This is a genomic window from Mucilaginibacter sp. P5_A6, from assembly GCF_056400585.1.
This window is the reverse complement of sequence record NZ_JBFUKZ010000022.1, coordinates 50,572-76,459: the sequence shown is the minus strand read 5'-3', so window position 1 is coordinate 76,459 and position 25,888 is coordinate 50,572. Positions and strand designations below refer to the sequence as shown.

Sequence of the window (25,888 nt, the reverse complement as noted above, 5' to 3'; positions counted from 1 at the left end):
CCACACCTTGCACGTTTACCGTATCAGTCAAACCAAGTATGCCCATGACCGTAAAGGATCAGGAATAGACGGGCGATGGAACACGCTGGGGCAGTATGTAATTTATACCGGTGGGTCACTTGCTCTGTCCTGTCTCGAAAAACTGGCGCATTCCGTAGGTACATCTTTAAATAGCGGTATTTTTTCGGTTACCATTATTGAAATTCCGGATAAACTGCCTATCGCCGAAATCACCATAAGGCAACTTGCAAAACTTGATGCCAACTGGCATAAGGTAATCAATTACCCAATTACCCAGCAATTGGGCGATAACTGGCTGCGTAAAATGGAAACCGCGGTTTTAAAAGTACCATCGGCTATTATCGACCTGGAGTATAACTACCTGCTTAACCCGGCACATCCTGATTATGATAAGATAAAAATTGCGGATGTAAACAAGTTCACTTTTGATCCGCGATTAAAAGCTTAATAGGCGGGAAATCACTTTTAAATTCCCCCATAGCTGGTGTACCGGCTGCTCATTTTAAAAGCTATTTCCCTGGCTTAATAGGATTGTGGTAAAAATTAATGGAATAATTATTTTATAATTGCAGTTCCATACCAATCCTTTACAAATTGCTAATTTATAATGCCTGGCAAAAAAGTAATTTTTTTATGGTTTGTTTTTTCGTTGTTTGGTTTTACAAAACTGTACGCGCAGGAAAAAAAATACATCCCCATTGGAAAGTCGAAGCTAAAGGATACCCTTGTTGCCGCCCCTGCGGATACGGCTTATGAAAAAGATATATTTGATGTTATAAAAGCTGCTTTTGTTAAAACAGATAAGCAGGTAAAGGTTGATTCAATTACCACAAAGCCTGTTATGTCGATTTTGCCGGCTGTTGGTTATACATTGCAAACAGGCCTTGCCGCTACTATTTCGGGCAATATAGCTTTTCGCACCAGCCCGGAGGCGCGCATATCTACCATAACCATAAATCCTGCCTATACTCAAAAAAAGCAGGTGATCATTCCGCTGCAATCCAATATCTATACAAAAGGTAATCAATACGCTTTCATTGGCGATTTAAGGTTTTACAAATACCCTCAAAGCAGTTTTGGCCTTGGCTCTCAATCAGATATACACAATGAGAACCCGCTTGTTTACTCTTTTTTTAGGTTTAATGAAACTGTACTACGGAATATTGGCGGCAACTTTTTTGCAGGCCTTGGGTATATTTTTGATGATCGCTGGAACATGGCCGAAAAAGGGCAGTTAAATGGAGGTGTATCAGATTATGAGCGGTATGGACCTGTATCCCGTGCCATATCAACCGGGGGAACGTTTAGTGCCTTGTTTGATAGCCGCGATAACTCTATTAATCCATCGCGCGGTTTTTATACGTTAATAAATTATCGTGATAACTTTACCTTTCTGGGGAGCACTACGCCATGGCGATCGTTAATTATTGATGTACGAAAGTATTACCGGCTGCCTGCAAACTCTGATAATGTAATTGCCTTTTGGTCGTACAACTGGCTGGTGCTTAGCGGCCGGCCGGCCTACCTTGATTTGCCGGCTACCGGGCACGATCCTGGTTTTACCACCGGACGGGGTTATATACAAGGGAGGTTCAGAGGCGCGCAAATGGTATACCTTGAAAGCGAATACCGTTTTAAAATAAGCCGGAATGGCTTATTAGGAGGTGTACTGTTTGTGAACGGGCAATCTTTTTCGGCAGCGCCGGGCAGCAGGCTACAGGCGATACAACCCGCCTTTGGCCCGGGCCTGCGTGTTAAACTTAACAAAGTATCAAAAACCAATATAGCTATCGATTATGGTTTTGGCCGCGAAGGCTCACGCGGCTTGTTTATCAATGTGGGTGAGGTATTTTAACGCGGATATTGCTAAACCGGTAGCACGTTAAGATTTTTCACGCAAAGACGCAGAGACGCAATTGATTTGCAAGTTTTTTCTTAGCGTCCTGGCGTCTTTGCGCGAAATCAAATTTTTAGTATTTTCTTTAACCTCATTTACTGTTGTTGTGAAATATAACCTAACAGTAATATTTCGGCTGTATTTATCCACAGTGGTTAAAAAGTGTTAAATGTTTATTAAATTTATTGTGTTGATAAATTTTTAAAGTTTTTATTATTAGCTTTAGCCATACAATATACTATATGAACAGTATAAGGTTTACTAAGTGGTTCATTTCATTCATTTTGCTCATTTCGGTGATGGTTTCGTCCTGTCAGAAAGATGAGAGTGTGAAAGGTATGGAAACTGCTAAAACCGCCACTGTCGCCGATAGTGCATCATTAAGTATTAAAAATGCTCCCGGAAACTTCTTAGCCGGGAAAGGTATATTGAAAGTAACTATTGAAGATTCGACCTATACATTTGATGCTTCAACAGATTCAATAGCTTTTATCAATGTGCACAATGGCGATAATAAGTATTTTGGAATTACCGCCATTAATAAGGCGCATACCATGAGTTTTGGAATAAGCTCCGAAGGGTTTGCATCTGCCAATATTAACAGCAAGGTAGCCGGAAGCCAGTTTCTTTTTACGGTTGACGAAAAAAAACCTTTACTGCAGTACACTTTAACCCAGTTTGTTGGAAAGGACGAATCGGGGAAAATAACTTTGGATAAATACAATAAGGATAACACGATAGCTAAAGGAAGCTTCTTTACTTTTTTAGCTAAAGACGATAAAGAAAACTCTCCGTTTTACAGGGTTGAAGGTAGTTTTGAGCTTCAGCTTAAATAAAAATGCCTTTACATATTGGCAGTTAACCTGCTTTATAAGCCAAAACCCATTGCGTAATTTAAAGGTAAAAAATCCGTTGCAACCGGTCTATTTACTCCGGCGGCTGCTAAAATGCCCCCAATTTTTTGTACCTTTATCCAAATTTTAAAGACATTGATGAAAGTATTTATTGCAGGGCTTCCTTTAGAAGTAGATGAGGCCGAATTAACAGCTGTTTTTGGTGACTTTGGGCCGGTAAAATCGCTCAGGATCATTAAAGACCGCGAAACAAAAGAGAGTAAGGGTTTTGGGTTTGTGGAGATGGTGAACGATAACGAAGCGAAAGAGGCGATTAGGTGCATGAATGGTGCAAGTTATTACGGACGCAGGATAACGGTTAACATAGCCGAAGATAAAGGTCCTGGGTTTAACGGCGGTGGTAACAGCGGCGGTGGCAAAGGCGGTTTCAGACGTAACTAACAACGAATAAAAAATTATTATTCTTTAAGTATAAGCCGGCATGCCCGGCTTTTTTTATGCCCGGGAATTGGGTTTTTAACGTTGGCTGGAAATTTACCCGAAGCTGTTTAAAATGATAAACAGACCGTCATAGCCTTCGCTAGGCAACCATTAAACTGTACAGAGGGGCTCTACAGGCCTGTTCTGCCTATGTAGAGATTGCTTTGTACCTCGCAGTGGCAGGTTTTACCTTAAACTAAACCAAGCAGCTTTACAAAGCTGCCGGGTGATTTAATACATGAGATTTAACAGGCCTGGGCAAGGTCTGGTATATTAAATTCATTTAATAAATAGTCGAGCCCTTTATTAAGTTCTTTTAACTGGATCTCCCCGCTTTTGAATGCGGCGGTTAATTTGGCCAACTCATGGTCAATGTTTAGTTGTTGCAGCTTTTCTAAGGCATTAATTTTATACTCTGCTGCAGTAAGCAGGTAAAGTTGCTGCACATCATCGGCGTACAGGTTATTACTTACCTTGTTTGCTTGCTGTTTATTAAACATAACTAAAAGTATAGCGGCAACAATTGCGGCAATTACAAGCGTCATTACAGGTTCCATCTTATTTCTTTCTCAGCGTTTATAATTTAGGCGCAGTGTGCGAGTTGGCTGCGGCATTTGGTTGTACTAAATATAAGGATATTGACTGTAAAAATTTAATGCATTGTTAATAAAATGGCAAAATGTTAATAAATATCAGGCAAATGAGGGTTGCTGAGCTATTTTATTAGTGCTGATAATGTTCACCGTGATCTTATTGCCTAAAACAGCGGGTACAATTTGCAAAACAGAATAAAGCTTATTTGGCGATTGAACGTTGTTTTGAATGCTTATGTTTTGTTTGAAGTTGTGCAATTATTAAGCAAAATAAAAATAACAACATTGCGTAAAAAACAATATTCTGTAGCGTATTGCCAACGCTTAGCTGGCGGGTAACGAAGTGTAGAACGTTGATTGCCATATGTTGTGAATATTTATTAGTAACAACAAAAATAATTAAGGTGTTTTAAATATTAAGATACTTTATAATTTTTAGGATTATTTATTTCTTCAACCGATAGTATTTGTAATTATTATAAAATAGCTTGCAAATAGTGGGTGTTTTTTCCTATTGTTCATATATTTACGTAGGTGTATATGCAGCAAATTTTTAACATAAATAATAAATTATGAGCCCCGACGAATTTTTGAGGAAAATTAAGGGGGAATCGGTTGATATTGAAAGCCTGACTAAGCGCAATTATTACGCGCACCTTGACCATTTGTTTAAAATGATTGCATATGATGGCGATCGCCTTAATAAAAAACATAACCTCATGATCGGCACCTATTTGCAATATATCAATAACACCAGGCAGCGCGACTTTAGGGATGATTTATCAAAAACCGAATTAGAAGAGCTTATTGAGAGCTTAAAAACAGATATAGATTGTATGATATTCAGAATAGAGAATCCATCCGGCCCCCTTAGGGAGGAGTAATTGGATGGAAACGCTATTTTTATGCTAATCAAAGAAACTCCCCTTTAGAGGAGTGGGGACTAATGGTTGTGTTTTTTATGGATATCCTTAACCAGGCAAAGTTTTTTTATGTCGGCTACATTAATAGGGAAGGGGGCATACTTAAGGCGGTTGCCAACCATTTCGGTAGTGTTATCGGAGTGTGCTATTACTTCATCCGGGCTATCGCCGGCAAGCAGGCGTTTGTACATGCGGTAATCGCCCCATTCAATATAATAAACTTCCCCGGGCAATATCTTTTTATCGTGGATGATCTTTAGGGCTACCCAACAGCCATTCTCCAGGTAAGGGTACATCGAGTGCCCCCAAACAGGTAAGGCAAAATCGCAATCTTCAATACCCGGAAAGTTCATACGCCCAACCGGGTGCGAATCATTTATATCATTATACACTTCTACACCCGATGCGGTGGCTATAATTTCGAACATCGGAATCCCCTCCTCTGCTTTATTTACTGTATTATTTTCTTGATTTGTTGTGTTTTTTTTAGCGTGTAAAAAATCTTTATATTTTTCTTTAAAAGTTCTGAATTTTTCCGGATCGATATTTTGCCTGCTTTTTACAATTTCGGTAATAGAACTGGGTGAATTAAAACCCAGCACCTCGGCAAGTTGTGCGTTACCCGTAAAAGCCTTCCCCCTGAGTTGGTTATAAAGAATAATAAACTCCAGGGTTTCCGGGCGGATGGTTTTGATTTTACCGGGTTTTGATGCATTATCCATGATAATAATTAATTAAAGATTTTTCTTGATTATTATAAAGATTATTCTTTATATTTGTCCTGTTGGGATTTACTAAAGTAATGCAAATTTAGTAAAAAACAAATTTTATTACATAGAATTTAAAGAAAATTAATACAGAGATACTGTATACAAGAATAAAGAAAAACGCTTTAACTAATTACATAAAAAAATGCATATAGCTTACTCAGCCATTCAACAGGAAGAAACTAACAGTGCCCAATATTCATGTATGGCCAATGATGATGCCAGCCAGCATGAGCCACTTTTGCGCTACTATGCTTACCAGGCCGCCTGCAAAAAGCTTGATAAAGAGATTGTTGCAATACAAAAGTACCTCCCGGGCTGGATGCCCGCTTTTAGGTAAGCTTTGCCGGTACGCAGGCGGTTAAAGGATTGCCCCTTGTTGAGGCCAATAAACCGATGAACAAATAAACTAGAAAACTAATAAAATGAAAATCGCACAAAAATTAAAAGACCAGCTTTGGTGGATGATTATCTCTGTTGATTATGATTACAGCCGGATAGCTATTGCAGACCACGACCTTAACGATGAAATCCTCACACTTTGGCTGGAGGACAAACAGGATTTTAAAAATTCGCTTGATGAATGCCTGCAACTGGATATCAAAGCACGCGAGTTTGCCAAAATAATTAAAGGCGAAAATCTTAACAGCTATGAGGGGAGTAAAATGCATCCAACCAAAAATTTTGTTTACAGAGCACGTATCGAAATAAATACTCCCCTTAAATGGTACCAGGAAGATGCATCAAATGTAGAGCAGCAATGGGCTCGTGAGGCTACCTTAAAAGCTATACTTACCCAGCTTGTAGAAACTGAGGCAGCCGGAAGTTATGAATGATGTATGCTAAATGGCATTTTATGCATATTAAATTCAACCTTCAAATCCTACCGAAACATGTTCGGTCATAGCTATCTATCTGTTAATTACTTTTTCATATCATCAATTGCTTTTTGCAAAAGCTCATTAAACTCCTTTGGTTTTTCGGCCATGGGGAAGTGGCCGGTGGTATGAACAACCAATAGTTGATAGGGGATGCCATTTTTAATAAAACCGGTGGTATCATTAGGCGTATTATCGCTATTGATAAGGTGAATTTTCATTTTGGCCTCTTTTAGTTTCGCTGCCGTGTTAAAGCTGTTGTTATCTTCTATACAGGCAATAGCAATAGTGCTATCGGTATGGGTAACATCATTAAGTATGCGTTTACGCAGGGCGGTGTCTGTAGTTTTGTAAAACAGGTATTTAATAAAATAGCCGGAAACTACTTTTTTAAAATCCTTTTTAAGCGAGGTTATAACTGCCGCAAATTCTGTTTTTGATTGCGGGCTTTCGGGTTCTGTACTATATTCTTTAAAATTATCGATACCCACAAGTCCGATAACTTTATCCGGCGCATCTAATTTAACCTGTACCACAATAGCGCCCGACATGGAATGGCCAATGAGAATTACATGCTGTAAATTCAATTGGGTAATTACGGCGGTAACGTCTTTCCCAAAGTCAGCAACGGTCCATGAAGTTCGGTTTTTACCCGAATTTCCAAAGCCTGGCAGGTCAATAGTAACTACCCGGTATCTTTTACCAAAGGCATCAACCTGGTCTGTAAAATAGCTTTTGTTAATACACCATCCGTGTACAAACAGGAGAGTAGTATCGCCTTTGCCGCTATCAGTATAAGCAACATTAACACCATTGCTTTGCAATTTTATGGGATCGGATGAAGGGCTTTTTGACGGACTATTACAAGCTGATATTGCAGCTATAAAAATTGAAAACAGGATTAAGGCAGGAGATTTTTTCATTTCGGCATCGGGTTTATAATTGTATAAATATCCGGTGCCGAAATTGTTTGTGCAAGTGTTTAACTTATTTTAACCAAACAAAGGTTGCAGTTTAAAGCATTTCATGTAAAGATCCTGAAGTTGCAAAGAAAGAAATACGGTTAAGCTTACGTCTTTGCAGGAAAAAGATAGTCTACTTTACCTTTACCTGCTGTTTTTCCTGCTCCAGTTGTTCCACCAGTTCTTCTACTTCGCTTATGGCTTCTGCAGGTTGGCTGGCATAATTAAGCTTGCGGAAACGCCATTGAGCAAACGCCGGTTCCTGGAAACGGTTAATTAGTTTAAAAAACTTAGGGAAATTGTGCACTTCATCTAATAATACCCCGGTAACAATGCCATTGTTATCTAATATCTCGCGGATGGTGTATTCCTTATCCCTCGTGATCCAGATCTCAAAGTCGCGTCGTATTTCTTCGCTTTTTTCCGGATCTATCTTGTCGTTAATGCAAATTACCTTGTCTCCTGGTTTCATAATATTAAATGTGTTTTAAAGCGGTGTTTGGTTTTGCATGCCAATTAATGTACCACAAAGTACCGCTTTTTAAACCGGAATTTAAAAGTGCAAAAGTATAAATTACAATGTGGTGAGCAGGAAGATCGCTGTCGACTTTATCAAAAAGGCAGATGCAGTGTTAATTTTAGGTAACTGTATTGATGTTTTAGGTAACTGTATTGATGGTTATGTTTAAAAATAGCTGTAACCTATCATCAACAAGCGTCGTAATAAACGATACTGTAAACAACTTTAAGTTAATTTTATGGACTCTTTTTATTTTTTTGTAGTTATTGGATCGGTTGCGGTGTTTTTGATATTACACTTTGATAAACAGCAGCGTAATAAAGTAAAAAAAACACTAAGTAAGACCCGTGATGTTGAACCATTACTGATGATGCAAAGCATGGGGCAAAAATTAGATAAATTGAATAAAGTACTCAGTAATGCTGACGCGAACATAGAACAGCAATTTCATAAATCAACAGCCGATTATAAAGCCGGCCGTATCAGCATCGACATTTTCAACAAACACCTTAACGAATTACTGCGCAAGGCAGAGGCCGTACAAAAGTAATTTATTCATCATCGGGGATTAATTAGGTTATTGGAACAGGATTTCCGTGTTTGATAATGACTGTTTGAGCATTTCTGATTTAATAAAGCCCGGAAAAATAGCTTAATCAGGTTTCGGGGCTTGGTAGATTATTGATATAATATATCAATTGGCATTAATGAACTAATGAGCAAGTGAACCAATAAACAATTAAACAAAATGATTATTATTGCAGCCACATATGTCTGATGAAGCAATAATAAAACGGTTAAAAGTAATTGTGCAGGAGCACGGAGGCCAGTTGGGTTTGGCCGGTGCTATCGGTGTTGATCAGGGTTTTATTAGCAAGGTGATTAATAAAAAGCAGGACATCAGTTATTATCTTATCCGTAAACTTTGCTTCCAGCTCAAATATTCACCAGAGTGGCTTATCCTTGGCAGCGGCGAAAAAAAGATCAACAAACCCGAGTCGGCCAAGCTGATAACAGAAATACAAATGATGCGTACCGAAGTAGATATTTTGCAGGCCCGCATGCGCGCCTATGAAATGGAACTTAAAGAACTTAAGGCACAATTACAGAGCGGCGGCGACAGGAAAGCAGTTTGATTGATTTTCGGATTTTCAGACAAAGGATTTTTGGACGAAGGACTGTCAGACAAAAGATTAAATATTGCAAAAAAAAGAGGTCTGGCTCGTAACAAGCCAGACCTCCTTTTTTGCAATATTCTTTTCTATGTCCTTTATCCGAAAATCCTTTGTCCTTTGTCTGAAACTCCTATTTGCAATATTTTGCAATAGAAGCGGGGGCTTCTTTTGAGCCCAGTTCAACAGCTTTGTTCATATCGGCACAGGCGCCGGCTTTGTCGTTAAGCGCTATTTTGGCAAGTCCCCGCTGTAAATAGGCCCTTGAGTTTTTTAAACTAAGCTTTAACGCCAGGTTACAATCGGCAACAGCGCCGGCTGCATCTTTCAGGTTTAGTTTTGCAGCGCCACGGTCAATATAAGTATCCGCGCTGTTAGGATCGGCTTTTAGGGCAGCTGCAAAATCATCAGTAAGGCCTTGTACATCACTCAAATAGCTTTTGGCAATGCCACTGTGTGCCAAAGCTCTTGCATAAGTTGGGTTAAGGTAAATAGCGTTATGGTAGTCATCCGCCGCACCTGCGTAATCCTTTAAAGCCAGTTTAACATCACCCCTGAATAAAAAGGTTTCATCATTTGAGAAAATAGAAACGGCCTTATCCAAATCTTGCATAGCAGCTTTATAATTTCCTTGTTTTGATAATAAATAACCCCTGTTTTGGTAAGCTAATGCTGAAACATCCGATACTGAATCGATCTTAATAAACGCATTATAATCGGCCAGGGCCCCTGTATAATCATCATTTCCAACTTTGAGTAATCCTCGTTTTAATAATATAGCAGTATTTTTAGGGTCTTTAATTAAACCTGTATCATAATCGGCCATGGCGCCTTTGGTATCACCAGCATTGGCTTTCGCCTCGCCGCGATAAAGATAAAAATTTGAGTTAGCCGGGTTTAACGCTATGGCTGCGGTAAATAACTGCACACCGTTTGTTGTGTATTTATAAAAATTATCCACTTTACCTAAACGGATATATGCTTCCTCTTTTTTAGGGGCAATAGATATCAGTTTTTCAAAATCACCTACTGCACCCGCCTTATTATTCATTTTATCTCTTTCTATAGCGCGGTTTAAGTAAGCATAGGTATAATAGGGATTTATTTGTATGGCTTTGGTATAATCGTTAATAGCGGCTGTCATATCGCCAAGGTCACGATGGGTATCGCCGCGTACTAAATAGGCTTCGTCGCTTTTATTGTTGATTGCTATAGCCAAAGCCAGATCGGCCATTACGCCGGTTGTATCCTTCATGGCCAGTTTTGCCTTGCTGCGACCTATATATGCATTTAAACTTTTAGGATTCAAAGAAATAGCAGTATCTGCATCAAGCTTAGCTCCGGGAGCATCCTTCATTGAGAGTTTTGCATAGGAGCGGCTTTGGTAAGCTTCTGAAGTTTTGTTACCAAGCGATATTGATTTATTAAAATCTGCCGTTGCTTTATCATACTCCCTCATATTGCTTTCAACCAGGCCACGATAAAGGTACGGTTCGCTAAGTTGCGGGTGCTGATTAATTAATTTATTAAAATAATCGAGTGCGGCAGGACTATCGCCCATATTGTTTTCGGCATTGGCAAGGTATAAGAATACATTTTTAAGCCTGGCATTTAAGGATGCTGCTTTTTTATAATCATCAACCGCTCCCTTGTAGTCATGGATATCAGCCCTGGCATTTCCGCGATAAAGATAAGCTTCGGCATTTTGCGGATTCATGGTAATTGCTGTAGTATAGTCGACTATAGCCCCTTCCTTATCGCCCATGCTGGCTTTTGAACCTGCACGGTACTGGTAAACTGCCGGTTTTTGCGGATTTAGCTTGATAGCAATGTTGTAATCATCGATAGCTGCGGCATAATTACCCCTGTTATTTTTGGCAAGCCCGCGATATTCATAAATTTCGGCATTATCAGGCGCAAATTGTAAGGCAAGGGTAAAATCGGAAATTGCGCCTGCATTATCGTTCAAATTTGATTTTGCGTTACCGCGGTACAGGTACATCTCGCCAGTTTTCGGGCCGAGTGCAATGGCATGGTTAAAATCGGTAATGGCCGCCTGGTAATCCTGTATGCTGCTTTCGGCGTTGGCTTTATAGTAGTAGGCGGTAGTGAAATCGGGTTTAAGCGATAATGTTTTGGAATAATCCGCTATAGCCGCTTTATAATCTTTCAGGTTTCCATTGGCATTTGCACGATAAAAGTATGCATCGCTGTTTTTGTCATTTAACTGAATGGCCCGGGTAAAGTTTTCGATAGYACCCCTGTAATCATTTATAGTGGCCTTTGCATTTCCGTTTTGAATATAGGTACTTGCTGTTTGGGCAAAGGTAGATAGTGGAAAAAGTATAAGGAATAAGATTTTTTTCATTTATGAAATAGCGGTTGATCAATATCAATAAAAAACCAATACTGCTATAGCAAAGGCCATACCGAAAGGAAAGGCACCCTAATATACGTTATAATGCAAATTGAAAAAAGTGGCAGTAGAAATTTGGGGCATAATAGCCCCATTTGCATCAAACATCATCAATTAAGTAGGGCCGGAGAGTTTAAGTAAAGATGTTGCCTACTACGAATATGATGCCCCGTTTTCTTTGTCCTGCATAATTTGATTACGTTTTTTGCCATAAGTAATAGCAGCAGTACAAATCAAAATGCATAGGATTAATCCAATTTCAATGCCAAGACGGATTGGGGGAATTCTCCCCGAATTGCTTGAAAGGAAAATTCCGGCATCCGGAAGCAGCAACCCAAATAAAGGGAAGCAGAAAAACATTCTCAATATTATTAATTTTTCCATAATTATTAACATTTAGTATGATTATGCTAAGGTAGGTATTATTTTGTTATAATTTATATAAAAAATCAAAATTAACTATAATACAAATTTAAGGTTGCTTTGTTTTCTTTTTGGTTACTTTTTTTATCGGCCTAAAAAGGGAAAAGAATCTTTAGTAAATCTGGTTGCCGGTTAATAAAAGTTGTATCAAAATTTAAGTGCAACTGGTTTTGAAGAAGAGGTATTAAGACCAATAACCCGTGGCGAAAAAATAAAAGCAAAATTTATTTTTAAATAAGCGAACGCTCACTTATATTTGTACTATGCGACCACGCGACGAAAATAAAGAGCTGCTTATACGCCAAAAAGCCATTGAAATGATAGCAGCGCAAGGGCTGGACGGATTTGGCGTTAACAAGCTGGCGAAAGCCGCTGGTGTTTCGCCGGCTACCATTTATATATATTATAAGGATAAGGACGACCTGATCATTAAATTGTGTATAGAAGTGGCAAATAAAATGATGGAATATAGCTTTAAAAATTTTTCACCCGAAATGGACTTTGCCGATGGGCTGAAAATGCAATGGCGTAACCGAATGACATACTTTATAAGTTTCCCGCTGGAAATGGAATTTATTGAGATTATGCGATACACCCATTATTACGAAGAGGTAAGTAAAATGCTTACCAACAATTTTGGGTCGATATTGGGGCCATTTGTGCAAAATGCCATGGAGAAAAATCAATTAATTCAATTGCCTTTTGAAGTATATTGGTCAATAGCCTTTGCGCCCTTGTACCAGCTTATAAAATTTCACTACCAGGGCCGCAGTTATGCAAACGGAAACTTTGAATTGAATGACGACCTGATGATGCAAGCCCTGCAATTGGTTATAAAAGCACTAAAACCTTAAAAAATTGAATTTATAAATTCAAACTTTTATTTATTAAAGATATATAATTATGAAATTAAACCATATCAACCTGCCGGTAAGCGATGTTGCGGCCAGCAGCAGTTTTTTTGAACAGTACTTTAATTTTAAATGTACCGAAAAAAAGGGCGATAACTTAATTGCCATATTACAGGGTACCGATGGTTTTACCCTTGTACTAATGGCTAATAATTTTAACCGCAATGGCAACGGTACTTTCCCGGATGCATTTCACGTTGGTTTCCTGCTTGAGAGCCGCCAGGATGTTACCGATGTATATAACCGCCTTTTAGCCGGTGGCTTTGCTGCCGAACAAGCCCCTGCAAATATGCGTGGTGGTTATGGTTTTTATTTTAATGCACCGGGTAATATACTTACCGAGGTAACCTGCAATAACTAATTAAGTATTAAATACATAATCATCCTGTTATGATACCAGCATCAGCCTATAAAAATCCGCATCATGTGATGCTGTTTTTTGAAGAAAAAGAAACTAACTATAGTGAACCCTGTATTGCCGAGCGCGTTAGCTATTATGAAAATCTTAAAAAAATAGGTAAAGTATTATTACGCGGCGACTTTTGGAACCAGGGTCGCAATTTTGTAATTGTATATGTAGCATCAGATACCGAACTGGAGCAAATTATAGATAACGACCCGGCAGTACGCCAAAATATGCTTGAGCTGGTTAGGGCTATGCCTTTTTAATTTACCGGTTTTGTATCCGTTAAAACACCGGGTTTACAATGGGTTAAAATACGGGTAGTTTAGTGCTTGCTTATAAGTATATTACCATATATGTTTGTGCAAACATTATTATGGAATCTTTTGAGTTAGCAGTTAATCAAAAAACATATAAGATTATCAGGGCAACAACGGGTAAAGCTACCTATAATGTTTTTAACCACTCCTCGTTTCATATCATCACCAAAACAAGTTTTCGTGGTTGGGAGGTTATTGAACACCGTTTTGGTGATCATCAAATACCGTTGCAGCAAATAGGCAAAGGCAYTGAAGATCACTTAGGTTTATAGCTTATTTATAATATACCCAACTAAAGTTTTTTTGCATTAATTTAATCGTAAAGAAAATAATACTTTCTTTTTGCTTATAATATTTGCTTTTTACTCTCTGAAGTTGTAGATTGTGCTTATTAAATGATTAAATATGGAAGAGTTAAAAATTTTCAGAATATTCGCCGGCTTCCCTTTATTAGGTTTACTGCTGCCAGATCTTTCTTCGATGTTTGTATCTACCTGGAAAGGCATCCCTTTTATCCATATTTACATTGAGTTTTTTTTGTTGCTGAGTATAGCTATTTGTACAATTGGCATCTGGTACAATCAAAAGCAGCAAAAAGTCAATAACATCTCTGCTGCTTAAGGATATTCACTCTAAGGCAGTGAAAAAAAGCCTGTGATATGGCTTATCTATTCGCACCCAATTTATGTACCTATATTTAATACTTATGCCCGGTGCTTTGAACCGGGCATTTTCATTTGGATATATATGGTTTAAAATCAATAAATAATAGGCTTGTAGTTTTTATAGTAGGAGTAACCTGGCGCGTACAATCCTCAATATAAAACAAGTAAATCCCGAATGATAATTCAGTAATATCCCTTGCATTATTATAATTCTGCTGCTATACTTTTGAATAATAAGTTATGTAATCAGGGACAGTAACTTAGGAGCAGCCGTTTGCCGTAATGCAGCGGCTGTTTTTTTTAAATGGATTTCGCCGATTGATTATGATTTCACCGATTGGTGTGTTTTTTTGGTTTACTACGATGATTTTGGCTATGGACAATGGTCTATGGACCTTTACCGCTCATCCCACATCCCACATTAAATTAAAATGGTTTAGTTTTACACAACAATCAGCAACCAATAACCATGACCACCCGCATTTCAAAAATTACAGCGCCGGTAATTGTGTTTTGTATAATTTGTTTAAACTTTTACACTGCCGCTGCACAAAACAAAAAACCTTTTAAAGTGATAGCCTTTTACACCGGTCGTAATGATAGGGCGCATATCAGTTTTGTGCACGAAGCTAATAAGCGTTTCCCGGAGATGGGCAAAAAATACAATTTCACCTACGATTCTACCAATAACTGGAGCAACATGAATCTGCATTTTTTGGCCAAATACCAGGTGGTGCTGTTTTTAGATACCCGGCCGGATAATCCTGCACAACGGGCTGCATTTGAGCAATACATGAAAAATGGCGGCGCCTGGATGGGCTTCCATTTCTCTGCATTCGCGCTTACGCCGTCGGATTATCCGCAAAATTGGGACTGGTACCATAATGAGTTCCTGGGATCGGGTCAGTATGTAAGTAATACCTGGCACCCTACATCGGCTATTTTACGGGTAGCGGATGCCAAACATCCCGTAACCAAAGGTTTGCCAGCAACCTTCAAAACACAGCCAAACGAGTGGTACCGATGGGAGCATGACCTGCGTAAAAATCCGGATATTGATATCTTATTATCTATCGACTCAACCAGTTTTCCGTTGGGTACCGGGCCAAAGCCGCATGAAGTCTGGCACAGTGGTTACTATCCTGTAGTATGGACCAATAAAAAATATCGTATGGTTTATTTTAACATGGGCCACAATGATATTGACTATGATGGCGGAACAGACAAGTCATTATCCCAAACATTTGATAACGACACGCAGAACCAGTTACTTATAAATGCTTTGTTGTGGTTGGGTAGGTAGCCTCACCCAAACCCTTTCCAAAGGAGGTGGTTTTTGATTTTTTTGTCATGCTGTCCAAGTGAAGCATCTATTGTACGCCATACAAATCCTACTTGCATAGGTCACGCATAGATTCTTTGCGATGCCCTGCATGACAATTTTTTAATATAACGATACTTCCCTACCTTAGCCTCCCTAACATACTACCCGCTTCATGAAGAAACTAAAATTGTTGCACCAGCATATCCTGGCATTAGAGAACAAAGAAAATCAGGATATTACCGATATGCTTTGGCAGCTCATCTGCTATCCGCCAAAAATGCAGGCAAGGTTGCAGCAACAAACTTTGCTGGATGAAGCCACTAAGTTTAGCCTTGAGGTTTATGATCCTCATTTTAGCAGGTCGGCATTAAAATTTAACGGTTTTATATGGGGGGATGGCAGTAAAAAAGTACTTATTACACATGGATGGGGTTCAAAAGCAATGGATTTTGATGAAATGATAGCAGCTTTAAAAACCGTTGAAGATTTGCAGATTATTGCTTTTGATGCGCCGGGTAATGGCAGTTCTGAAGGAGAGCTATCCAATCTGATACTTTTTTCAAAAGCTGCCGAAGAGGTTATTAAAACATATGGTGCTCCTGATATAATGATTGGGCATTCGCTTGGGGCCATGGCTAATGTAATTGCCATTAACGAAACCGGTATTAAGCCTGCATTGCAGATTAGTATTGCGCCGCTTATTAAGCTTAAACAAAACTTTATAGCCACCATGGATGCTGCAGAAGTACCTGTATTGGCACAGAATAAGTTTTTTGAAAGCTTTGAAGAACTGTTTGGAATGGATGCGTCTTATTTTGACATTAATGATAAATATATAGGCGATGCCGCATTAAAGCATTGGCTGGCTTTTGATAAGGACGATAAAGTTTCGCCTTATGATTACCTCCAGGAATTTTTGAGCGTTAATCCTGAGGTTATTACACATGAATATACCGGTCCCGGACATGATCGAATCATTAAGGATACCGGAGTTGTTGGAGATATTGTGGGTTTGGTAAAAGGGATTTAATCAAAAAATGTCATGGAGTGCAGCATGGCAATCATGTGCCTTGTGTACCCATGACAACTTGTAGAATCCCAGACTTACGAAGTAATTATGTAAGAAAAGCATAGCGAACTTGTATGCACAGTTTGCGATTGCTCCATGCCTTTATATCAATGACAATGAGCAGATCACACCACCTCATTTTGCACCCCCGAATAATACTTCAACTCAATCAAATCATGCGGCAGCGCTTTACTATTCCAGCATTGGTGAATGGCCAGTGCGGTGCCTACAGCCGTAGCCTGTGCCATTGAAGCCGCATAAACCTCTAACTGCGGAAATGCAAGTGCCAGTAGGTGCATAAACACACTGTTTTTACTAAACCCACCGTCAACAAAAATCCTTTGTACTTTGCATCCTTGTAGCACATAATTGGTTGATATGGTTTGTTGGTTAACTATATCTATCATCAATTGATGGTAAGCTTCAATATCAGTACTAAAGTCACTTAGATTGCGCTGTTCAAAAACAGATTTTTGTAATTCTCCTTCCTGTTTTTGGCTGTGTAGTGTAGTTTGTGTATTGAGCTTTGCAGCTATTGCCGGATCGTAATTGAGGGTGCGGTAACTTATCTCGTCCTGGTTAAAGTGGGCAGCAATACGTTTTACCTGCTGCTCGTATTCGTAGCCGGTGAAAAGCCGCGATGCTTTAACCGGGCTGCCTTTGTATTGCAGGTAGTTAAGGCAATCGTTCTTCAGCTCATCGGTAGTAAGTGGCGTTTGATTAAAAGGGTTTAAGCTGATAGACCATGTGCCGGTAGATATGAGCACAAAGGGCATATTAAAGCTCACCAGGTAGGGGATAAGCGCCGCCGAACTATCATGCAAGCCAACTCCCACACAAAAAGTACTGCCCGGAAATACAGAAGGCAGCACGCTGTCGGCAGGTTTTAAGGGCGCCATTTTGGGCAATATGCCTTCGTCATTAACCCAATGATGATAATTGTTGCTCCCAAAATCCCACAGAGCAGTATGGCAGCCTATGCTGGTTAGATCGGTAACCATCTGGCCGCTGAGCAGGTAGCTCATGTATTGCGGCAGGTGCAGGGCGTATTTAAGTTTTTTGAAAACTTCGGGCTGCTGGTATTTAAGCCGATACAATTGAAGACCTGAGTTGAGGTTACCCAAAACAGGCGAGGCAGTTTCGCGGGCAAATCGGGCTTCATCGCCATAGGTTTCGTAAAACTGCCTGCCTAACTCTGGTGGATATGGTTTAAGATAATTATACAATGGGGTTAAGGGCCTGCCATCTTCATCTACATAAACAAAACTTGCCCCATAGGTAGAGAAATTGACGGCCTTTAAATCAAACTCTTTATGCTTAAAGATCTCGCGCAGCGAATCAAATACGGATAAACGCAGGCTGTCGAGGTTTTCGCATGGGTCGCCATCCTCGTCGTGGGTTTCCATGAAGCGGGCCGTCCGTTCAAAAACTATCTTATAGTTTTCATCAAACAGGAATAGCTTCTTATTGGTTTTACCCACATCAAAAACAGCTATAACGGGTATTTGCGCCATATTATAATCCGGTTGATACTGCTTTAGCTCCGCGTTCTTTTATCAATTGGTTACGTACCGCCTGCTGCCTGTACAATGCCAGCGGATCTAATGCGCCGCCTGCACGTAAACGTGCCTCTGCCAGTAATGATCGAACATCTGTACGGTAGGCATGCTGTAAAATTTCCTGGGCCTGTACCACATCATTATCCTGCTGGGCCTGCTTTAAAGCCGTCGCATCAATCAATAATGCCTGCGCGTAGGCTATTTTAATGGCTTCTACCGACTGGATTAAATCCTCAATAGGGTCTTTTATGTTGTGCGATGCATCTATCATCCAGCCGATAGCCGTGGCGTGGTTCATGCCGCGGGCATCCATGCCCTCTACAAGTTCGTTAAATATCAGGAATAATTGATATGGGTTGATACTGCCAACGGTCAAATCATCGTCGCCATATTTGGAGTCATTAAAGTGGAAACCCGCCAGCTTGCCTTCCATCAGCAATAGAGATACAATTTGCTCGATATTGGCACCCTGTAAATGGTGACCAAGATCAACCAGTGTTTGTGCCTTATTACCCAATTTTGAAGAAAGGAGGTATGATTGCCCCCAGTCGCCTATCGTAGTCGAATAAAAATTGGGCTCATAAGGTTTATATTCCACCCAAACTTTCCAATCGGCAGGTAAGGCATCATAAATTTCCTGCAGGCTTTCCAGCGTGCGCTCAAAAGCACCGCGCATATTTAACTGCCCTGGGAAGTTTGATCCATCGGATAACCAAACAGACAATGCTTTTGAATCCAGCTCAACACCGTATTTTATAACCTCGATATTGTGGGCGATAGCCTGTTTGCGTACAGCCTTATCTACATGGTGCAATGAGCCATATTTGTAGCTCAGTTCCTGCGATGTCTGGTCCTGGAAGGTGTTGGAGTTAACCGCGTCAAAATGCAAACCTAAGTGGGCGGCATGCGCCTTAATATCGGCAGCATTTTTTGGGATATCCCATGGAATGTGCAGGGAAATGGAGTTACTGCTCCTGTTTAAAGCGTGGATCAGGCCCACATCTTCAATTTTTTCTTCCAAACTACGCGGCTCGCCACCACCAGAAAAACGACCAAAACGGGTGCCCCCTGTACCCAAAGCCCAGCTTGGTATGGCTATGTTAAAATCAATTAACTTTTTTAGGATGGTATCCAATCCGTTTACATCAGCCGCAACAAAATCAAACTTACGCTGGTGCGCTGCTTTGTGCTGATGGTTATATTCTTCGATTATGYTCTTCTCTAATTGCATTGTTATATTGGTTAAGCCCCACCCAAACCCTCCCCTGAAGGGGAGGGCTTAAAAAGGACAGTTCAATTCTCCCGTTTTCAGAGGAGGTTTATTTGCTATTTCAGACATGCGAAGTTTAACTCAATGAACCTGCTTTTTTAGCGGTATCGTTGAGGGCTGCGCCTTTTAAAACTTTATCTGTCTTAGATGCTCTTTTTTAAGTCTCCCCCTTCAGGGGGAGATTTAGAGGGGGCTCTTACCTCACAAAAGCCATTGCTACCCCGCCATCAACATTCAACACGTTGCCGGTTGATTTGTTGAGCAGCCCGCCGGTGAAGGCAAAGCAGGCGTCGGCAATATCCGCAGGTAATATGATCTCGTTCAGTAAAGTACGTTTGGCATAGTAAGCAGGCAGTTCGGCTACGGTAATGCCATAAGCTTTTGCACGGCCTTCGGCCCATCCGCCGGCCCATATGTTGCTGTCACTTATTACCGCGTCGGGATTTACCACGTTCACGCGGATTTTGTCGGCGCCTAATTCAGCTGCATTTAAGCGACTCAAATGTAATTGCGCGGCTTTTGCCGAGCCATAACCCGCATTGTTTGGTCCGCTAACCAGGGCATTCTTGCTTACTATATTGATGATATCGCCGCCGATGGCCTGCTTTTTCATCACAGCAACAGCTGCCTGGGTTATAAAAAACTGGCCTTTCACCAATACATCATACAGCAGGTCCCAATCTTTATCAGTATGGTCGGCAATTGATTTTGATATAGATAAGCCTGCATTGTTGATAACGATATCAACCCCGCCAAACGCCAAAGCGGCGGTTTCTAAAGCGGCATTGATTTGTTCGCTGTTAGTTACATCAAGCATCGCGGTGGTGTATGAATCTTTGCCGTATAGCTTTTTAAATTCTTCGCCTGCGCTGTCTAAACGTTCGGTGTTCATGTCGTTTAGTATTACAACTGCACCTTCGTCAACAAATTTTTTGGCTATGGCTTTGCCTATACCACCCGCGCTGCCTGTAATGAGGGCTATTTTGCCAGATAGGGCCTTTGGTTTTGGCATACGCTGTAATTTTGCCTCTTCAAGCAACCAGTACTCAATATCAAATGCTTCCTGGCGTGGTAATGAGGTGTATTCTGATATTGCTTCGGCGCCCTTCATTACGTTGATGGCATTGGTATAAAACTCGGCGGCTACACGGGCGGTTTGTTTGTCTTTGGAGAACGAGAACAAGCCAACTCCCGGATACAGGATGATCACTGGATTGGTATCTCTTATGGCCGGGCTGTTATCATGCCTGCAGGTATTGTAATAATCGGTATACATCTGGCGGTAAGCCTCAAAAGCCGGCGTAAGGCGTTCCTGTAATGCTTTTACATCACTTAAATCCTCGCCCGGTTCAAGATCCAATACCAACGGACTGATCTTGGTGCGTAAAAAGTGATCGGGGCAGCTGGTACCCAATGGTGCCAGGCGATCAAGATCGTTGGAGTTAATAAATTCCAACACGCGGGCATCATCAGTAAAATGACCGATCATGTGCTTTTGGCTGGAGCAGAAACCACGCAGAATAGGGGCAATGGCGGCAGCCTGCTTTTTGCGACCAGCTTCATCAAGGCTTTCAATTTTTTGCCCGCCAAAAACAGGGCCTTTTTTGCCATAGTTTTCTTCCAGGTATTCGGCACAGCGCTCAATAACTTCAAGCGTGTTCATATAGCTTTCGTAAGCGGTATCACCCCAGGTAAATAAACCATGCGAGCCCAACATGATACCACGGATGCCCGGATTTTCGTCTAAACATTGCTTTAGCTGTAAGCCCAGCTCAAAGCCTGGTTTTTTCCACTCAACCCAGCCGATGGTGCCGTTAAACAATTCCTGGGTTATTTTTTTGCCATCTTTAGCTGCCGCAATAGCTATAGCCGCATCGGGGTGCAGGTGGTCGATGTGTTTAAAGGGTAAAAAGCCATGTAGGGGGGTATCTATAGACGGCGCTTTGGAGGCTAGGTCATAAATACAGTGGTTAAACAATTCCACCATTTCGTCTTCATGCTCCACACCGCGGTAAACGTTTTTGAGGCTCCGCAGGCGCTCTACATACAGGGCTGCCAACCCGCTTTTCTTTAGTGTGCCTATATCGCCACCCGAACCTTTAATCCACATTACCTCAACATCACTGCCGGTTAACGGATCTTTGGAGGTCACTTTACAGGAGGTATTACCACCGCCGTAGTTTGTAAGCCTAAGATCGGCACCTAATAAGTTGGATCGGTATATTAATAATGCTACTTCATCACCTATAAGGTCGGCAGCTTTGGCATCATCCCACAGGTAGCTTACGTGCTTAAATTGTGTTGTTTTGACAGACATATGTTTAATTAATGAATTATTGAGTTAGAGAATTAATGATTTATTTAATTTATAAGTTATTTAATGGAATTGCCGTAACCAACTACTAGTACCGATAATATGATTACTGCTATGCCGGTTATTACGGTTGCGAAGGCCTTTTTGCTTACGCCTTTCCATTCTTTGAGCACCAGGCCCCACATATTGGCTATTAGTATAATGAAAGCCATGTGCAGGATCCAGGAACTGGCGCCGTTGCCCATTTTACTTTCGCCCATGCCGTAGAAAAAGAACTGTAGGAACCATGTAGTGCCGGCCAATGCTGCAAACAGGTAGTTTTTAAGCAGCGGTGTTTTTTTATCGGTATAGTTACCAAACGTTTTGTTGCTTGCATTTAGCACCATACACCAGATGAAATTGGTGGTTAACCCGCCCCAAAGTATAATGATATAAGTTACATTGTTTTGAAACAGGAAGTTACCCTGGTTTGGATGCGCAACCTGCCAAACCTGGTTAGCCGTATCGGCCATTGATTTACCTGCCTCTATGCCGAAATTGAAACAGGCGCTTAATATACCCGATACAATGGCAACCAGGATACCCAGGCCAAACCGGTAATCTTTATTTTCCTGGGCGATGGTTTTATCGGCGGATAGTTCTTTTTCTTTCATCATGCCGGCCTTGCCGCAGATAACAATGCCCGCCACGCAAAGCAAAATCCCTAACAATACCATTTGCCCCCATTGGTTATGCAGCAGCATACTAAAGGTATCTTTGCCCGTTTTAGGAAAAAAATCATAATAAACCGAGGGTATCAACGCGCCAAATACCGAACAAAGACCCAGTATAATAGTGCTGCCCAACGAAACCCCCAAATAGCGAACCCCCAAACCATAGGTAAGCCCCCCGATGCCCCAAAGTAAACCCATCAAATATGTCCACCCGATAACGGATGTGCTGGTATGGCTAATGATATCGGCAAAGCCCGGAATAGTTAACCATGCAGCCAGCGGGGGTACAATGAACCAGGAGAAAATACCGCCTACTATCCAGTAGCTTTCCCAGGCCCATCCCTTAATTTTTTTGTAGGGAATGTAAAAACTCCCCGAGGCAAAACCGCCGATAAAATGGAAAAAAACTCCAAAAATAATTTGCATATAATAATTAGTTTAAATTGGTGAAGCTAATTTAGGGAATAGTAATACAGGAACTGTCATGGACTGTCATGAGTTGCTGCGAGGGGGGCGTGAGAAGGTATACCGAGGTTGTATCCCTTCACTTTTGAAAAGATTAAGGCTGTTTAGGTTTCGCCTAACAACGGAAATAAGGCTATAACCTTAAATAATAATTATTAATATCAGGTTATAGCCTTAACAAATTATTTAGTTCAGTCCTTTACCTTTTATTAAACGGCTGTTCAAAAAAGTCGTCAACCAGTTTATTAAATTCATCCTTATGTTCCTGGAGCGTTGGATGGCCGGAGTTGGGTACTATCCACAGGTATGCCTTGGGGATGTTTTGCGATATAATAACCGTATGTTCTGTGGGGATCACATCATGATCGCCGGCTATAATGAGCGATGGGCATTGGATTTTCTTTAGTTCAGAAAGTTTGATGTTGGGCTGAAACCAATCAAGCAGGAAGATCTTCCAGTCGTTTTTTTCTTTGGCAGTTTTCCAAACTGTATTCTTGTTTTTGTTGTAGTGCACCTGTTCCCCTTTCCAATATTTCGGAACTATCCCCGTAGAGTCGGGCCAGAGGTTTGCACCTGTTGAGGCCAGCTTTATTACTTTTTTAGGGTAACGCATGGCCAGTTCAAGCGCGTTGATGCCGCCATCACTCCAGCCTATTACGTAGGCCGAATCGATGTGCATTACATCCAATAGTCCGGCAAAATCATCGGCCATCATCTCAAAACTTAACGAGTCGCGCGGATCGACAGATTTGCCGTGCGCACGGCTGTCAACAGCTATCACTTTATATTTTTTAGCAAAATAGGGTATATTGTTTTTAAACGCGCTTATTTTATCACCGTTTCCATGGATCAGCAGCAGGGGTTTGCCACTGCCATAAGTTTCGGCATATAGTTTTATGCCCCGTACATCATAATATTTACCTGCTGCGGCATTGTCGCCGTATGGCAGTGTTTTTTCTTGGCTGTAAGCAATTTGAATAAAGGCAACAGATGTGACAAGGGTAAATAACAGCTTCTTTAATTGCATAATAACTTATAGTTAGCGGGTTATGTTTAAGCTATAAATATAAAATTAAAGGCTCAAAGAAAATAGTTTTGCTTTTATCATTTACTATTATTTTAACAATTTATGAAACAATGCAAAGCTAACTTGCTAACTAATACTACCTTTGCGAAATTAAATTAATCGTACGTTTAAACCATGTACGCCAAACAATATCTTAACTAATAACTTTTATAGATAAAATGTTTACCGTACCTACACTTATATATTTATATTCTGCATGCCTGCCAACCGCCTAAAAAATACTCTTATACCTGCTTTCCTTGGTGTTTTTATCAGCTTATTTATCAGCAGTAATTGTTTTGGGCAACAGGATGATAGCGCTAATCCGGCTTCCCGCCGCTTTAAATTTAAAACGGTAATTATTGATGCGGGGCATGGTGGTAAAGATCCCGGTGCCCATGGCGCTTATTCAAAAGAAAAGAATGTGGCGCTAAGCATTGCCAAAAAACTGCGCGACCTGGTAAATGATGCAATGCCCGAGGTAAAAACGGTTATGACGCGCAGTACTGACGTTTTTATTGAACTACATAAACGTACCGACATAGCCAATAGTAATAACGGAAACTTATTTATATCTATCCACTGCAACTCATCCCCGCAAAAAAGGGCCACCGAGCATGGTACTTTATTACTGGTTTATGGTTTTCACCGCAGCCAGGAACAGCGCGAGGCCCTGCGCGAAAACGCCGCCATCTACATAGAAAAGGATTATAAAAATAAATATAATGGTTATGGTGATGATGCCGTAGTGAATACTATCGTATTGAACGCTTTTCAGCAAAAATATCGTAAACAAAGTATCCAGTTTGGCGACCTGATAAACCGCGAATTTAAAAAGACCGATGGTCGCCATAGCTATGGCGTAAAAGAGCAGGGTGTGCTGGTGCTGGCCCAAAGCGGAATGCCGGCAGTTTTGGTTGAGACAGGTTTTATAAACAACCCTGCTGACGAAAATTACCTGAACTCCAGCGATGGACAAAATGCAATTGCCAGATCGATACTACGATCATTGAAAGAATATAGGGATAACCTGGAGGGGAGATAGATTCTGATAGACCGGTGTTTAATCTCTATCAAACAGGATTGTTAAAAACGCCACTTTTTAACTTATATTATTCTGATTTATTAAAATAAATATTTATTTAATAATAGTTATTTTAGCAAAATATCGGTTAATAAATACCGTTTCTACTGCTCAAATAAACTATTATCCACATGAAAAAAATCCTGTTTTTAATCGCTGCATTTTTATTGGCTTTTCAAATTTCAAAAGCTCAAACCGAAAAAGGCTCACAAACTCTTGGGCTCGATTTAGGTTTCAGTCACGCGAGTTCAAATAACTCTTATACTGCCCAGGGCAGTACTGTAGTTTCAAGTAACGAGCGCACAAGTTTTCTTATCGGCCCCGGTTACAGTTATTTTATTGCTGATAAGCTGGATATTGGCACGCGCTTGTATTATGCTACTGGCAATCAAAGCAATGACGGCAATATGGCTACAAAGCAGCATTCAACAGAGTATATCGCTAACCTGTTTTTGAGAAAGTACTTTATGTATGGCGATAAAATAGGAATACGTACCGGCCCTTATATCGGCTATAACAGGAGTAACTATAAGTATACTTTTGAGGATCCTAGATACAGCAGTAATACTAATATTAAAACAGATACTTATATAGCAGGTGTGAACCTTGGTTTGGTATACTACCCATCAAAAAAAGTTGGGGTATCGGCCACATTGGCTAACCTTAACTATAACCATTACAAATCTAAAGACCCAAACAATCAGCAAAGTACTACCGGTGACAGTGTAGATCTCAGATTAATTTCAAACGACCTTTCAATTTCTGTTTTCTATACGTTTGGTAAATAAGTTAAAGGTAGTTTTATAATGGATAGGTAAG

30 protein-coding genes are annotated in these 25,888 nt (G+C 40.5%); 18 read left to right on the top strand and 12 right to left on the bottom strand.

Annotated features, from left to right (window positions below; translation table 11 throughout):
- Positions 1–7: 7 nt before the first annotated feature.
- From AC1DO4_RS21025 to AC1DO4_RS21010, 4 genes are all read left to right on the top strand, one after another.
- Positions 8–469, top strand: a complete 462-nt coding sequence (locus AC1DO4_RS21025) for an RES family NAD+ phosphorylase (RefSeq protein ID WP_477419442.1) — start codon at positions 8–10, stop codon at positions 467–469.
- Positions 470–628: 159 nt separating this feature from the next.
- Positions 629–1,876, top strand: coding sequence for a BamA/TamA family outer membrane protein (locus AC1DO4_RS21020; RefSeq protein WP_477419440.1), 1,248 nt, complete (start codon positions 629–631; stop codon positions 1,874–1,876).
- Positions 1,877–2,160: 284 nt separating this feature from the next.
- A complete protein-coding gene (locus AC1DO4_RS21015; RefSeq protein WP_477419438.1) occupies positions 2,161–2,754 on the top strand; it encodes a hypothetical protein in 594 nt (197 codons plus the stop codon).
- A gap of 156 nt (positions 2,755–2,910) precedes the next feature.
- Positions 2,911–3,213: an RNA recognition motif domain-containing protein gene (locus AC1DO4_RS21010; protein ID WP_184548773.1), complete on the top strand. Its 303-nt coding sequence runs from the start codon at positions 2,911–2,913 to the stop codon at positions 3,211–3,213.
- A 284-nt stretch (positions 3,214–3,497) separates the two neighbouring features.
- On the opposite strand, the gene AC1DO4_RS21005 is transcribed toward AC1DO4_RS21010, so the two are convergent.
- Complete coding sequence (locus AC1DO4_RS21005; RefSeq protein WP_477419436.1) at positions 3,498–3,809, bottom strand: hypothetical protein; 312 nt, start codon at positions 3,807–3,809, stop codon at positions 3,498–3,500.
- Between the two features lie 135 nt (positions 3,810–3,944).
- Positions 3,945–4,103, bottom strand: a complete 159-nt coding sequence (locus tag AC1DO4_RS21000) for a hypothetical protein (protein WP_477419434.1) — start codon at positions 4,101–4,103, stop codon at positions 3,945–3,947.
- Between the two features lie 314 nt (positions 4,104–4,417).
- Here AC1DO4_RS21000 and AC1DO4_RS20995 point away from each other — a divergent pair, with 314 nt between their 5' ends.
- Positions 4,418–4,729, top strand: coding sequence for a hypothetical protein (locus AC1DO4_RS20995; protein ID WP_477419432.1), 312 nt, complete (start codon positions 4,418–4,420; stop codon positions 4,727–4,729).
- Positions 4,730–4,788: 59 nt separating this feature from the next.
- On the opposite strand, the gene AC1DO4_RS20990 is transcribed toward AC1DO4_RS20995, so the two are convergent.
- Positions 4,789–5,490, bottom strand: a complete 702-nt coding sequence (locus AC1DO4_RS20990; protein ID WP_477419430.1) for a S24 family peptidase — start codon at positions 5,488–5,490, stop codon at positions 4,789–4,791.
- Positions 5,491–5,680: 190 nt separating this feature from the next.
- Between AC1DO4_RS20990 and AC1DO4_RS20985 the strand changes: the two genes are divergently transcribed.
- Positions 5,681–5,875, top strand: coding sequence for a hypothetical protein (locus AC1DO4_RS20985; RefSeq protein ID WP_477419428.1), 195 nt, complete (start codon positions 5,681–5,683; stop codon positions 5,873–5,875).
- 85 nt (positions 5,876–5,960) lie between these two features.
- A complete protein-coding gene (locus tag AC1DO4_RS20980; protein WP_477419426.1) occupies positions 5,961–6,371 on the top strand; it encodes a hypothetical protein in 411 nt (136 codons plus the stop codon).
- 86 nt (positions 6,372–6,457) lie between these two features.
- On the opposite strand, the gene AC1DO4_RS20975 is transcribed toward AC1DO4_RS20980, so the two are convergent.
- Complete coding sequence (locus AC1DO4_RS20975; protein ID WP_477419424.1) at positions 6,458–7,336, bottom strand: alpha/beta fold hydrolase; 879 nt, start codon at positions 7,334–7,336, stop codon at positions 6,458–6,460.
- A gap of 172 nt (positions 7,337–7,508) precedes the next feature.
- Complete coding sequence (locus tag AC1DO4_RS20970) at positions 7,509–7,847, bottom strand: hypothetical protein (protein WP_477419422.1); 339 nt, start codon at positions 7,845–7,847, stop codon at positions 7,509–7,511.
- A gap of 286 nt (positions 7,848–8,133) precedes the next feature.
- Between AC1DO4_RS20970 and AC1DO4_RS20965 the strand changes: the two genes are divergently transcribed.
- Positions 8,134–8,445: a hypothetical protein gene (locus tag AC1DO4_RS20965; RefSeq protein WP_477406672.1), complete on the top strand. Its 312-nt coding sequence runs from the start codon at positions 8,134–8,136 to the stop codon at positions 8,443–8,445.
- A gap of 220 nt (positions 8,446–8,665) precedes the next feature.
- Entirely contained in the window at positions 8,666–9,031 is a 366-nt protein-coding gene (locus AC1DO4_RS20960) for a hypothetical protein (protein ID WP_477419420.1), read from the top strand.
- Positions 9,032–9,200: 169 nt separating this feature from the next.
- On the opposite strand, the gene AC1DO4_RS20955 is transcribed toward AC1DO4_RS20960, so the two are convergent.
- Both AC1DO4_RS20955 and AC1DO4_RS20950 read right to left on the bottom strand, forming a co-directional pair.
- The gene (locus AC1DO4_RS20955; protein WP_477419418.1) at positions 9,201–11,435 is read right to left on the bottom strand and encodes a tetratricopeptide repeat protein; all 2,235 of its coding nucleotides are present in this window, start codon (positions 11,433–11,435) and stop codon (positions 9,201–9,203) included.
- A gap of 201 nt (positions 11,436–11,636) precedes the next feature.
- Positions 11,637–11,867, bottom strand: coding sequence for a hypothetical protein (locus AC1DO4_RS20950; RefSeq protein WP_477419416.1), 231 nt, complete (start codon positions 11,865–11,867; stop codon positions 11,637–11,639).
- Between the two features lie 302 nt (positions 11,868–12,169).
- Between AC1DO4_RS20950 and AC1DO4_RS20945 the strand changes: the two genes are divergently transcribed.
- The 7 genes from AC1DO4_RS20945 (at position 12,170) to AC1DO4_RS20915 (ending at position 16,559) form a co-directional block, all read left to right on the top strand.
- Positions 12,170–12,760, top strand: coding sequence for a TetR/AcrR family transcriptional regulator (locus AC1DO4_RS20945; protein ID WP_477419414.1), 591 nt, complete (start codon positions 12,170–12,172; stop codon positions 12,758–12,760).
- Positions 12,761–12,809: 49 nt separating this feature from the next.
- A complete protein-coding gene (locus tag AC1DO4_RS20940) occupies positions 12,810–13,178 on the top strand; it encodes a VOC family protein (RefSeq protein WP_477419412.1) in 369 nt (122 codons plus the stop codon).
- Between the two features lie 29 nt (positions 13,179–13,207).
- Positions 13,208–13,486 (top strand): YciI family protein, encoded by a 279-nt coding sequence (locus tag AC1DO4_RS20935; protein ID WP_477419410.1) that lies wholly within the window; start codon positions 13,208–13,210, stop codon positions 13,484–13,486.
- A 110-nt stretch (positions 13,487–13,596) separates the two neighbouring features.
- A complete protein-coding gene (locus AC1DO4_RS20930; RefSeq protein WP_477419408.1) occupies positions 13,597–13,812 on the top strand; it encodes a hypothetical protein in 216 nt (71 codons plus the stop codon).
- Positions 13,813–13,945: 133 nt separating this feature from the next.
- On the top strand, positions 13,946–14,161 hold the full coding sequence (locus AC1DO4_RS20925) for a hypothetical protein (protein ID WP_477419406.1): 216 nt from the start codon (positions 13,946–13,948) through the stop codon (positions 14,159–14,161).
- Positions 14,162–14,674: 513 nt separating this feature from the next.
- Positions 14,675–15,508 (top strand): ThuA domain-containing protein, encoded by an 834-nt coding sequence (locus AC1DO4_RS20920; RefSeq protein WP_477419404.1) that lies wholly within the window; start codon positions 14,675–14,677, stop codon positions 15,506–15,508.
- 193 nt (positions 15,509–15,701) lie between these two features.
- Positions 15,702–16,559 (top strand): alpha/beta fold hydrolase, encoded by an 858-nt coding sequence (locus AC1DO4_RS20915; RefSeq protein WP_477419402.1) that lies wholly within the window; start codon positions 15,702–15,704, stop codon positions 16,557–16,559.
- Between the two features lie 164 nt (positions 16,560–16,723).
- On the opposite strand, the gene AC1DO4_RS20910 is transcribed toward AC1DO4_RS20915, so the two are convergent.
- From AC1DO4_RS20910 to AC1DO4_RS20890, 5 genes are all read right to left on the bottom strand, one after another.
- Positions 16,724–18,112: an FGGY-family carbohydrate kinase gene (locus AC1DO4_RS20910; protein WP_477419400.1), complete on the bottom strand. Its 1,389-nt coding sequence runs from the start codon at positions 18,110–18,112 to the stop codon at positions 16,724–16,726.
- Between the two features lies 1 nt (position 18,113).
- Complete coding sequence (locus tag AC1DO4_RS20905; protein ID WP_477419397.1) at positions 18,114–19,388, bottom strand: sugar isomerase; 1,275 nt, start codon at positions 19,386–19,388, stop codon at positions 18,114–18,116.
- Between the two features lie 235 nt (positions 19,389–19,623).
- The gene (locus AC1DO4_RS20900) at positions 19,624–21,744 is read right to left on the bottom strand and encodes a bifunctional aldolase/short-chain dehydrogenase (RefSeq protein ID WP_477419395.1); all 2,121 of its coding nucleotides are present in this window, start codon (positions 21,742–21,744) and stop codon (positions 19,624–19,626) included.
- Positions 21,745–21,800: 56 nt separating this feature from the next.
- On the bottom strand, positions 21,801–22,880 hold the full coding sequence (rhaT, locus tag AC1DO4_RS20895) for an L-rhamnose/proton symporter RhaT (RefSeq protein WP_477419393.1): 1,080 nt from the start codon (positions 22,878–22,880) through the stop codon (positions 21,801–21,803).
- Positions 22,881–23,118: 238 nt separating this feature from the next.
- Positions 23,119–23,946, bottom strand: coding sequence for an alpha/beta fold hydrolase (locus tag AC1DO4_RS20890; RefSeq protein ID WP_477419391.1), 828 nt, complete (start codon positions 23,944–23,946; stop codon positions 23,119–23,121).
- A 256-nt stretch (positions 23,947–24,202) separates the two neighbouring features.
- On the opposite strand from AC1DO4_RS20890, the gene AC1DO4_RS20885 reads away from it, so the two are divergent.
- Together AC1DO4_RS20885 and AC1DO4_RS20880 are read left to right on the top strand one after the other, a co-directional pair.
- Positions 24,203–25,030 carry an N-acetylmuramoyl-L-alanine amidase family protein gene (locus AC1DO4_RS20885; RefSeq protein ID WP_477419389.1) on the top strand — a complete coding sequence of 276 codons (828 nt, stop codon included), beginning with the start codon at positions 24,203–24,205 and terminating at the stop codon, positions 25,028–25,030.
- A gap of 170 nt (positions 25,031–25,200) precedes the next feature.
- Complete coding sequence (locus tag AC1DO4_RS20880) at positions 25,201–25,857, top strand: hypothetical protein (RefSeq protein WP_477419387.1); 657 nt, start codon at positions 25,201–25,203, stop codon at positions 25,855–25,857.
- Positions 25,858–25,888 lie beyond the last annotated feature (31 nt).

What these genes read in the sequence shown, in the direction of transcription:
- AC1DO4_RS21020 (WP_477419440.1), top strand. Translation starts at nt 629, where the DNA reads ATGCCTGGCAAAAAAGTAATTTTTTTATGGTTTGTTTTTTCGTTGTTT.
- AC1DO4_RS21015 (WP_477419438.1), top strand. Translation starts at nt 2,161, where the DNA reads ATGAACAGTATAAGGTTTACTAAGTGGTTCATTTCATTCATTTTGCTC.
- AC1DO4_RS21010 (WP_184548773.1), top strand. Translation starts at nt 2,911, where the DNA reads ATGAAAGTATTTATTGCAGGGCTTCCTTTAGAAGTAGATGAGGCCGAA.
- AC1DO4_RS21005 (WP_477419436.1), bottom strand. Translation starts at nt 3,809, where the DNA reads ATGGAACCTGTAATGACGCTTGTAATTGCCGCAATTGTTGCCGCTATA.
- AC1DO4_RS20995 (WP_477419432.1), top strand. Translation starts at nt 4,418, where the DNA reads ATGAGCCCCGACGAATTTTTGAGGAAAATTAAGGGGGAATCGGTTGAT.
- AC1DO4_RS20990 (WP_477419430.1), bottom strand. Translation starts at nt 5,490, where the DNA reads ATGGATAATGCATCAAAACCCGGTAAAATCAAAACCATCCGCCCGGAA.
- AC1DO4_RS20985 (WP_477419428.1), top strand. Translation starts at nt 5,681, where the DNA reads ATGCATATAGCTTACTCAGCCATTCAACAGGAAGAAACTAACAGTGCC.
- AC1DO4_RS20980 (WP_477419426.1), top strand. Translation starts at nt 5,961, where the DNA reads ATGAAAATCGCACAAAAATTAAAAGACCAGCTTTGGTGGATGATTATC.
- AC1DO4_RS20975 (WP_477419424.1), bottom strand. Translation starts at nt 7,336, where the DNA reads ATGAAAAAATCTCCTGCCTTAATCCTGTTTTCAATTTTTATAGCTGCA.
- AC1DO4_RS20970 (WP_477419422.1), bottom strand. Translation starts at nt 7,847, where the DNA reads ATGAAACCAGGAGACAAGGTAATTTGCATTAACGACAAGATAGATCCG.
- AC1DO4_RS20965 (WP_477406672.1), top strand. Translation starts at nt 8,134, where the DNA reads ATGGACTCTTTTTATTTTTTTGTAGTTATTGGATCGGTTGCGGTGTTT.
- AC1DO4_RS20960 (WP_477419420.1), top strand. Translation starts at nt 8,666, where the DNA reads ATGTCTGATGAAGCAATAATAAAACGGTTAAAAGTAATTGTGCAGGAG.
- AC1DO4_RS20950 (WP_477419416.1), bottom strand. Translation starts at nt 11,867, where the DNA reads ATGGAAAAATTAATAATATTGAGAATGTTTTTCTGCTTCCCTTTATTT.
- AC1DO4_RS20945 (WP_477419414.1), top strand. Translation starts at nt 12,170, where the DNA reads ATGCGACCACGCGACGAAAATAAAGAGCTGCTTATACGCCAAAAAGCC.
- AC1DO4_RS20940 (WP_477419412.1), top strand. Translation starts at nt 12,810, where the DNA reads ATGAAATTAAACCATATCAACCTGCCGGTAAGCGATGTTGCGGCCAGC.
- AC1DO4_RS20935 (WP_477419410.1), top strand. Translation starts at nt 13,208, where the DNA reads ATGATACCAGCATCAGCCTATAAAAATCCGCATCATGTGATGCTGTTT.
- AC1DO4_RS20925 (WP_477419406.1), top strand. Translation starts at nt 13,946, where the DNA reads ATGGAAGAGTTAAAAATTTTCAGAATATTCGCCGGCTTCCCTTTATTA.
- AC1DO4_RS20920 (WP_477419404.1), top strand. Translation starts at nt 14,675, where the DNA reads ATGACCACCCGCATTTCAAAAATTACAGCGCCGGTAATTGTGTTTTGT.
- AC1DO4_RS20915 (WP_477419402.1), top strand. Translation starts at nt 15,702, where the DNA reads ATGAAGAAACTAAAATTGTTGCACCAGCATATCCTGGCATTAGAGAAC.
- AC1DO4_RS20910 (WP_477419400.1), bottom strand. Translation starts at nt 18,112, where the DNA reads ATGGCGCAAATACCCGTTATAGCTGTTTTTGATGTGGGTAAAACCAAT.
- AC1DO4_RS20900 (WP_477419395.1), bottom strand. Translation starts at nt 21,744, where the DNA reads ATGTCTGTCAAAACAACACAATTTAAGCACGTAAGCTACCTGTGGGAT.
- rhaT (WP_477419393.1), bottom strand. Translation starts at nt 22,880, where the DNA reads ATGCAAATTATTTTTGGAGTTTTTTTCCATTTTATCGGCGGTTTTGCC.
- AC1DO4_RS20890 (WP_477419391.1), bottom strand. Translation starts at nt 23,946, where the DNA reads ATGCAATTAAAGAAGCTGTTATTTACCCTTGTCACATCTGTTGCCTTT.
- AC1DO4_RS20885 (WP_477419389.1), top strand. Translation starts at nt 24,203, where the DNA reads ATGCCTGCCAACCGCCTAAAAAATACTCTTATACCTGCTTTCCTTGGT.
- AC1DO4_RS20880 (WP_477419387.1), top strand. Translation starts at nt 25,201, where the DNA reads ATGAAAAAAATCCTGTTTTTAATCGCTGCATTTTTATTGGCTTTTCAA.